The following is a 6,000-nucleotide window of genomic DNA, read 5'->3' on the forward strand; positions in this document are numbered from 1 at the left end:
GCGTACCACACCCTGCCTGTAATCTATCGTCAGTTCTATTTGATTCCTATTCCCTTGGATTCCTTTCATTCTTCGTGTTGTTGCTTCGAAGGATGTAAGTGAGTTTCTACATATGTATAAGGGTGATGTAAGTTAAAAATTACATTGCGCGCGAAGTGGCTTGATCTTCGATGTATTGAATAAGGTATTCGCAAAACATGTTGATATTTGTCTCGTATTCGTTGCCTGCTTCAAGATCGAAATGAGAGTGAGCTATGGTCATGTGCTTCAGATATACGATCTGGAATCTCATAAACGCTTCCATTCGGTTGCTGCGGCCGAAAAGTAATGCGTAGGCGATGCAATATAGATGATAGAGGGTGAGCATCGCGCCTTGCGGGATGTAGTCCTCTTCATATAGCTCTTCGATGTCTCTTGAGGTGTCCAGGTGACTCAGTAGGCGAAATACAGTTTTCTCGCTTGAGCTCTGTCCTTTCCAGTAGGGCGTGTACTTCGTTTTGATCTTCTTTTGTATCGTTATGGCTAAAAGGGCTGCAACGCAGTCGGCCATTGAAATGTTGACGACGTCATGATCTGTTCTGTGCCATTCGTGGAAGACATAGGCATGCAGAACCTTCTGCGTTTCGTCGGCTATGTTTGTGATCTCGCTGGATCTCAACTCATAACCAGTGGCTTGGTGAACCAAGCGTGCCAGCTCATTTGCATTGGTTTGCAGGAAGGAGTGAATAGCTGCGAGTGATGTGACAGGACGCAATAGGGCATCGCCCTCCGACGGTGAGGAGAGGGCGTGAGTGAAGAGTGGCTCTATCTTGTATTTGCTCAGCTCTTCGTTTTCTGATTCGACAATCCGCTGGTACTCGCCAACGAAGTGCAGAAAGGGAAGTGTTAGTAAATAGATGTATAACCTTTCGTGTATGGGGCCGGCTTCTGTGTTGGCTGGAAGTGGTGATGGCCTATATGACTCTATTTCACTTGATGCAAATCTTATTGTGGTTGTTATATACCAGTCTCTGTATTCCCCGTCGTCTTTGAATATTTCGTAGATCGGGGCGATGAATTCCATTATTTTTTTTGCATATATTTCAATTAGTTTTGATGGTGTTGATTTGTTGATGTGGATGTGTTTAAGTCTTTCATCGTTTATCTCAAGCTCAAGTGTAGACATGAGTTGAGATGCCGCTCGAATGGTCTTTTCGTTCCTTGGTGTATTACGTTCTATCCAGTGTTCAAAAGTGGCTTGGGATGGCCCTGGGAGGGAGATTCTTTCGAAAAGTTGTCCCTTAAATGATCTGTTGCTGAGATAGAGTAGCTTGATTGTTTTGATGGTGGTGATTGGTAGTTTTGAATTTATCGATGATATTTCTATATTAAAGTTTGATTTGATGAAATTGATCGCCCCCTCTAAATTCTCTTTAGTTATTTCCTCTCTGTATATGGCTGGATTGGATTTTTGGCTGCCTTTTGGCTTATGTGGGGGCGTGCGGTTTAGCTCTTCCAAAAGCTCTTTGATGCTTCCGGTCTCTGATTGGCTTGATTTTTTATGTCTTTCAAAGTCGAAGCGCGGCTTGCACTTCCCTGGTTCGATGTTGCTGCCTGACATTTTCAACCGCCATCCTTTTGGTTGTATTTAGTGTTTAATGGTTGCTGTTTCGCCGGTATTTGTCAGCACGCCGGCAGAAGGTCGCTCCACTTCGTTGTATAGCTGGGAGACAGCGAATGCAATATGGGCCGCCATTGAGCGTTGATAGATACTTTGGACTGCTCGCCAGGTCTGGTGGCACCAACCCGCTAGCCGACGGTGCCCATTCCTGCGGTGCCTCTGCCGAATTTCGCGTTGATCTGGTCTAGCACGGCCATGGCCCGCTCTGCTTTCTCACCGGGCCTGACACTCTGGTACAAAGAGAGTACATACAACCGCTGCCTTTGCCGAAGGCAGCTTGACCGGCAGGCGATCCACTTATCGGATACGGCTTGGCTGTTCAAACAGACGGGGCCAGCTCTGTATGACCGGATCGCTGCCGGCCGGGAACCCGCGGTGTGCCCCGTTGCCGGGCGACAGGGCGGCGGCCACGACGCGCCCCCTCGCCACCACGATCGCCCCTGCACTGCGAACCCGTCATTCGCGCGGCGCGTCTGTCGGTTCGATTCTTCATCCATTCTTATCAGATGCTTTGCGAATGTTCTCCCTGATCGCTGGCTGGGGCCGCGATCGACCCCTCAACCATGGAGATCGACATGTACAGGAGCAGTGGAAACTTCGAGGCGTTCTCGCGCCCCCCCAAGCCCGAAGGCGTGGAGGGCCGCCGTGCCTACTTCGTCGGTTCCGGCCTGGCCTCGCTGGCGGGTGCGGTGTTCCTGATCCGCGACGCGCGGATGCCCGGCAGTGCGATCACGATCTTCGAGGAGCTTGCGCTGCCCGGCGGCAGCATGGACGGCATCCTCGACCGGCACAAGGGATTCATCATCCGCGGCGGTCGCGAGATGGAAGCGCACTTCGAGACACTGTGGGACCTGTTCCGCTCGATCCCCTCGCTCGATACGCCCGATGCCTCGGTACTCGACGAGATGTACTGGCTGCACAAGACCGACCCGTCCCGCAACCCCTGCCGCGCGATCCACAACCGCGGCGAGCCGATCGAACGGATGCCCGACCTCACGCTCACTCCAGGAGCGGTGGAGGAACTGATCGCGCTGGCGCTGACCCGCGAAAGCGAGCTGGACGACAAGCGCATCGACGAAGTGTTCGGCGAGGAATTCTTCGCTTCGAACTTCTGGCTGTACTGGGCCACCATGTTCGCGTTCGAGCCATGGGCCAGCGCGGTGGAGATGCGGCGCTACATCCTGCGTTTCGTCCATCACATTTCGACCCTGTCGGACCTGACTTCGCTGCGCTTCACCCACTACAACCAGTACGAGTCGCTGATCCGTCCGCTGGTGGCCTATCTGGAAGGACAGGGCGTCACCTTCCGCTACAACACGCAGGTCGACGACGTGCTGGTCACCGCGAGCGGCAATGGCAAGTTCGCGACCGCGATCCGGCTCACCAGCGACGGCGTCGCCGAGAAGATCGCCGTGGGTCCGAAGGACCTGGTGCTGGTCACCAACGGTTCGATCACCGAAAGCTCCACGTTCGGTGACAACGATACGCCGGCGTCCATCGTGACCGACCGCGGCGGCGCATGGTCGCTGTGGAAGCGAATGGCCGAGCGTGACCCCGCCTTCGGCCGTCCGGAGAAGTTCTGCGAGAACATTCCGGAGGCGAACTGGACGGTCTCCGCGACGGTCACGCTGACCGACGATCGCATCGTGCCGTATCTCGAACGGATCACGGGCCGCGACCCGCGATCGGGCGTGATCGTCACCGGTGGCCCCTGCAGCATCCAGGATTCAAGCTGGCTGTACGGTTTCAGCATGAGCCGGCAGCCCCACTTCGCCGAACAGGATCCGCAGAAGGAACTGGTGGTCTGGCTGTATGGGCTGTTTTCCGACAAGCCCGGCGACTACGTGCCGAAGACGATCCGCGAGTGCACCGGCGCGGAGCTGTGTGCCGAATGGCTGTACCACATCGGCGTGCCGGTGGACCAGATCGATGAGCTGGCGCACAACGCGGCCAGCACCGTGCCGTGCAACATGCCCTACATCACGTCCTATTTCATGCCGCGCGCGGCCGGCGACCGGCCGCTGGTGGTGCCGGAGGGCTCGCAGAACCTGGCGTTCATCGGCAATTTCGCCGAGACCGAGCACGACACGGTGTTCACCACCGAATACTCGGTGCGTACGGCGATGGAAGCTGTGTACACGTTGCTGGGGGTGGATCGCGGCGTGCCCGAGGTCTTTGCGTCGATGTTCGACGTGCGCGTGCTGCTCAGCGCGCTGTACTACCTCAACGATCGCAAGCCGCTGGACGAGGTGAAGCTGCCTTGGCTTGCGCGCATCGCCAGCAGTGCGGCCATCGCCAAGACCCGGGGCACCTATCTGGAGGATCTCCTGCGGGAGGCGAAGCTGGTCTGAGTGTGGCGGCGTCCGGGGTCCAGGCCGGCGCACCCTCATGCAGGCGGGTGGGCGAGGCGATGGCTACCCGCTGCTTGATGCCCCCGTGGGCGAGGCCAGTGGCGACGGCACGTGGGCCTGCAGGAAGGCCAGCATTGCTGCCAGCGTCTGCCGGCCTTCGTCGCTGTCGAGGTTGAATTGGTACTCGTGGCCTTGCGCGGGTTCGTGCCCTGGCGCGAAGAACAGGCTCTGTCGCGATCCCTGTGGAACTGACCTGATCATGCCGCCGCCGGCGCCAACCATGGATTGCGCGGCAAGTGCTTGAGCTTGGCGCACAACAGGTAGGCGATCGCGATCAGGTTCTCGTGGGTGGCATAGCCCTTCGCCCGCGCCTTGGCCGCCTGGATCTGGGCGTTCATCGTCTCCACGCTGGCGTTGGTGAGGCCACTCCGGAAGTGCTCGATGATCCCGGCCTTGTGCTCGCGCAGGGTCGCGCCAAGACGCTTGAACGGCGGCAGGCGGCTGCGGAGTGCCCAGCTGATCCAACGGTCCAGCTGGTGGTCGGCTTCTTCCGGCGACAGCCCCGCTGCGTACAGGCGTCGCAGTGCCTGTTTCAAGTGCCAGGCGCGCGCCGTCTTCAGGCCGCTGCGCTGCAGCCAGTGCATGGTGCACAGTTGCTTGTAGCTCCAGCGCTCGGAGTCCTTGAGCAGCGCCCAGCGGCTGCCTTTTCTCTCCGGCAGGGTGTTCGTGATGAAGGTTGACGTTGATTACCGAACGGTTTTAATTGGCGAGCCGCGACGACAAGGTCTAGTGCTTCTGCATCGAAGTCCGGTGATGGAGCCATCGGAAGCACGCAAGTGGCTGCGGATAGCTGAGTGCCAGGGCTTTGACACAGAAAACCTCGTGTGGCCGATTCATTCGGGGTGTGAAGGACCCCTATGAATGCTACGGGTCCTGCCGGCGGCAGCGCTAAGCTGGCTCCTCGCGATGAGTCCCCACGGCTGTGGACGGTAGGCCATTCCACCCGCACTTGGGAGGATTTTCGGGAAGTCCTACGAGTCCACGAGATCACCACCGTGGTTGACGTCAGGCGGTTCCCTGGCTCTCGAAAGTTTCCTTGGTTCGGTAGCGACGCGATGAGCGAGCAGTTGCCTCGGGACGGCGTTGGCTACGAGTGGATTTCTCAATTAGGAGGGCGGCGATCAGTGCTGCCGGGGTCGCCGAACGGCGGGTGGAGAAATTCGTCATTCCAGGGGTATGCGGATCACATGGCCAGCACAGAGTTTGCGGACGGGCTTGAGCAAGCCTTGGCTGCAGCTGCGCAAGGGCGCACGGCGCTGATGTGTGCAGAACTGTTGTGGTGGCGCTGCCATCGGCGATTGATTTCGGATCTCTTGGTATACCGCGGTCATCAAGTCCTGCATATCCAGACCAAACGAGCGGCTGAACCGCACCACCTCAATCCAATGGCCCAAGCGCTAGGCGAGGGCCTTATATATCCCCCGTTGCAGCGCAGTTTGCTTTAGGCCTTCAGAGTAAGCCCGCCTGTCTCCGCTTGGACTTCGCAGAAATGCTTGACTGAATTGAGGGCGGTCGTCATGATCCGGGGCCTCTACTGGGGAGTAGAACCGTGGGCCCGGTACGCCGGGCTCTTTTTCTCTACTGCTATTCAAAACGCTTCATCGAACGCGCTGTCCGTTCGAGCCCACTCTTTGAACGCACTCTTGACCATGTCTGTCACTTCCTTCCCGGAACAATCGCTTCTTTGAGTAACCGCTTCTGTGATGATATTGAAAGTAATCCAGAAACCGTCACTTGCCCCATAGAGCTTGTAGGCACTCTGGATCATTTCCAACTCGGTTTCTGTGAGGCACGGTTTCATCGTGGACCGGCCAGCCTTTCGTAGACACTCGGACGCCATAATTGATGGCAATGACCGAGGTGTTTATGGGCAACAGCAAGCAGTACACGGATGAGTTCCGCGCAGAGGCGGTGAAGCAGGTAATCGAG

7 protein-coding genes are annotated in these 6,000 nt (G+C 57.2%); 3 read left to right on the forward strand and 4 right to left on the reverse strand.

What is annotated here, in order from left to right; genetic code table 11:
• Positions 1-139: 139 nt before the first annotated feature.
• Positions 140-1,600 carry a hypothetical protein gene (locus tag ACM0PY_RS20225; protein WP_414609447.1) on the reverse strand — a complete coding sequence of 487 codons (1,461 nt, stop codon included), beginning with the start codon at positions 1,598-1,600 and terminating at the stop codon, positions 140-142.
• A 62-nt stretch (positions 1,601-1,662) separates the two neighbouring features.
• Entirely contained in the window at positions 1,663-1,746 is an 84-nt protein-coding gene (locus tag ACM0PY_RS20230; protein ID WP_111144187.1) for a DUF4113 domain-containing protein, read from the reverse strand.
• A 489-nt stretch (positions 1,747-2,235) separates the two neighbouring features.
• Between ACM0PY_RS20230 and ACM0PY_RS20235 the strand changes: the two genes are divergently transcribed.
• Positions 2,236-4,011, forward strand: a complete 1,776-nt coding sequence (locus ACM0PY_RS20235) for an oleate hydratase (protein WP_004146476.1) — start codon at positions 2,236-2,238, stop codon at positions 4,009-4,011.
• 257 nt (positions 4,012-4,268) lie between these two features.
• Here ACM0PY_RS20235 and ACM0PY_RS20240 read toward each other — a convergent pair whose 3' ends face one another.
• A complete protein-coding gene (locus tag ACM0PY_RS20240; RefSeq protein ID WP_080355749.1) occupies positions 4,269-4,742 on the reverse strand; it encodes a transposase in 474 nt (157 codons plus the stop codon).
• On the opposite strand from ACM0PY_RS20240, the gene ACM0PY_RS20245 reads away from it, so the two are divergent.
• Positions 4,693-4,932 carry a lipocalin family protein gene (locus ACM0PY_RS20245; protein WP_141650940.1) on the forward strand — a complete coding sequence of 80 codons (240 nt, stop codon included), beginning with the start codon at positions 4,693-4,695 and terminating at the stop codon, positions 4,930-4,932. The two genes, ACM0PY_RS20240 and ACM0PY_RS20245, sit on opposite strands and share 50 nt — an antisense overlap.
• Positions 4,929-5,516, forward strand: a complete 588-nt coding sequence (locus ACM0PY_RS20250) for a DUF488 domain-containing protein (RefSeq protein ID WP_080355748.1) — start codon at positions 4,929-4,931, stop codon at positions 5,514-5,516. The genes ACM0PY_RS20245 and ACM0PY_RS20250 overlap by 4 nt, the downstream gene beginning before the upstream one ends.
• 143 nt (positions 5,517-5,659) lie before the next feature.
• On the opposite strand, the gene ACM0PY_RS20255 is transcribed toward ACM0PY_RS20250, so the two are convergent.
• Positions 5,660-5,845: a hypothetical protein gene (locus tag ACM0PY_RS20255; RefSeq protein ID WP_495493292.1), complete on the reverse strand. Its 186-nt coding sequence runs from the start codon at positions 5,843-5,845 to the stop codon at positions 5,660-5,662.
• Positions 5,846-6,000: the final 155 nt, after the last annotated feature.

Origin of the sequence: Stenotrophomonas sp. BR163, assembly GCF_047520985.2 — a bacterium.
GTDB lineage: Bacteria > Pseudomonadota > Gammaproteobacteria > Xanthomonadales > Xanthomonadaceae > Stenotrophomonas > Stenotrophomonas sepilia.